Annotated in this window: 1 protein-coding gene; it reads right to left on the reverse strand. The window is 38.2% G+C overall.

Translation table 11 applies throughout. From position 1 onward, the window contains the following. Positions 1 to 197: 197 nt before the first annotated feature. Entirely contained in the window at positions 198 to 2,129 is a 1,932-nt protein-coding gene (locus tag AB1414_19455; GenBank protein MEW6609590.1) for an ATPase domain-containing protein, read from the reverse strand. Positions 2,130 to 2,306: the final 177 nt, after the last annotated feature.

Raw genomic sequence — 2,306 nt, forward strand, 5'->3', positions numbered from 1 at the left:
TAAAACTTTGAGAGACCACAAAACTCTGACCACGGCACAGTCCCCCGCCGTCAACTGCAACGCAGGGTTAGACAAAAGCTTTGATTCGCTGTCTTTTCCTTTTCCTCTGCCTCACCGAATTATTGTGTATTCCACATTCACGGTTTGACCCTAACGATAAATCCTTATACGCTGCTGGTCTTTTTCTCTCAACAAATTTATCCTTCTCCTTTTTCTTGTTTTCTTACAAATTCCCCTTGCGAAAATTTTGGACTTAACCGAGTAAAATATAAGCCTGCTCCGTTAGGATATAAAGACTCATCTATCTTATCTTCATCTACTAACTCAAGCAATCCTTTTGCACCAGCTCTTTGTCCGCCAGCAAATCTGACGACTTGAAGAACTATCTCCTCTCGCTTGGTATCTTTTGATTCTTCGGAAATTCTATTTGCTTTATCCTCGTCAATCTCCCATGTTTCTTTAAGATGTTTTTTGTAATCTTCAAATGGGAATCGATGCAGGTGAAAAGAAAGAATAAGATCAGCCATGGGAAGTAACCCATATTGTTCAGCAGGTTGGCCAGGTTCCTCTACTGCTATAAAGATACTAGTAATTCCTTCCCCTGAAAGAGATTCAATCATACCAGGAACGAATATCTCTTGCTTGGCACAGAGAGGGAATCTTGCAGCCAATTGATCAAGGCTGTTGAATAATACAGATAATTTTTGGTTCCTTCTCATAAGCCGATGGAGGCTTATGAACATTCTATGAAAAAACTCCTCTGGGGTTATATAACCAGGAGGATAATAAAGAATTTCTAATTGATCGTTAAATTCAAGATTTGCCAATAACCTTTCTGAGCCTATCTCTTCTATCTCCTCCTTAAATTGTTGATTTAAAATTTTTCTCATAGTTTCTTTTGTCATCTCCTCATCATCGCGAAGAGAAACAACTAATCCACTCTCATTGGGGTTATTAATGATTCTATGAAGAAGGTGGAGGTATCCTAAGTGACTTTTGTGTCCACCACGGCATCCAATAAAAGCTGTACATCGTCCTTCTGGTAATCCTCCAAGAGTTTCATTAAGTTTATCTGGGAGAGTATTCACTAATGTGGGAGATCGTTCAGGGGCAAGCCGTTTATATACTGATAGATAATAATGAATGGAAGGAAAGATAAATATTCCTCCTTCTTTTCTGTAAGGGTGATCACGCTTGAGTTTTCTGTTATAATCAGAAATTTCTTCTTCATATCTATCTGAGCCTTGTTCTGGTCTTGGTGGTATTTTGGGTTTTGAATAAATTTTCACTTGGTGCTTCCCTAAAATAGGTTCTTGATAACGAGCTTTAAGAATTTCTATCGTTCTAATATAATACTCTTGTAAATATGTATAATCTAATCGGACTACAATATCACATACATACTCCCAAAACTTATGTTCTTTATCAGAAGAGGCCGCGTCTAGAACAAATATGATAATTTTTGTCCTTTTAGATGCTGATCTTAGAAATTGCTGGAAAAACTCTTCTCGATCTTCTGGCTCTACGATATTTAGGCTATCAATTACTAATATATCAGGTGAAAATTTTCTCCGAAAAATCCACGAGATAACCCAAGCAAATATGCCACGAGGGGTTACCCATTGTTGGAGCGCCTTCAATGCAGTTGTAATTACCTGAGAAAGAACTTTCCACTTCTTAATTTTATCTTTACCCCAGATAGCTACCATAGGGACTTGTGGTGGTCCTTGAAAATCTTTAATTCTATCCTCCACATTTCTCCATCCAAATGATTTGGCATTTGTTATAAGCTGGTCAGATTCTGAGTCGGTAGAAATATATAGAGTATTTAACCTGCTCAAATAAACTTCATTTTGAAAGTGTATATTTTCTTCATCTCTATCCGTAGCCAGGCGATAACAAAGTTCTAAGGCAAGAGTGCTTTTACCACTTCCTGGTGGACCAGTGATAAGAAAGGTTAAAGGTTTTTCTTGTTGAAGGAGAATTCCACCTTTAAATAATTCATCAAACCAAGAAACAAATCTCGGTTCCTCATTGCCTATTCCAACTCTTGCTTCCTCAAATTCAGCCTCATTGTCTATTAGCCTGCACCAAAATGCCTTCGATACCTCAGTTTGAAGTCTTGCCATTATTTTACCTCCCCATATCTTTCATACTAACATTGAACAACCAATGGCGTCTAACGATAGAGCTCACCTGCTGCGAGGAGGATTACCACCAACCTTTGTTAGCAAGATAAAACTTTGATAAAACGCAAAACTTTGAAAAACAGCGCAGCCCCTCGCAGTCAGGTGCAGTGAAGGGTT

It is taken from the genome of bacterium (assembly GCA_040755795.1).
Lineage (GTDB): Bacteria > UBA9089 > CG2-30-40-21 > CG2-30-40-21 > SBAY01 > JBFLXS01.

Bases quoted from the DNA above. Each gene is read 5' to 3' on its own strand.
- AB1414_19455 (MEW6609590.1), bottom strand. From the start codon at position 2,129: ATGGCAAGACTTCAAACTGAGGTATCGAAGGCATTTTGGTGCAGGCTA.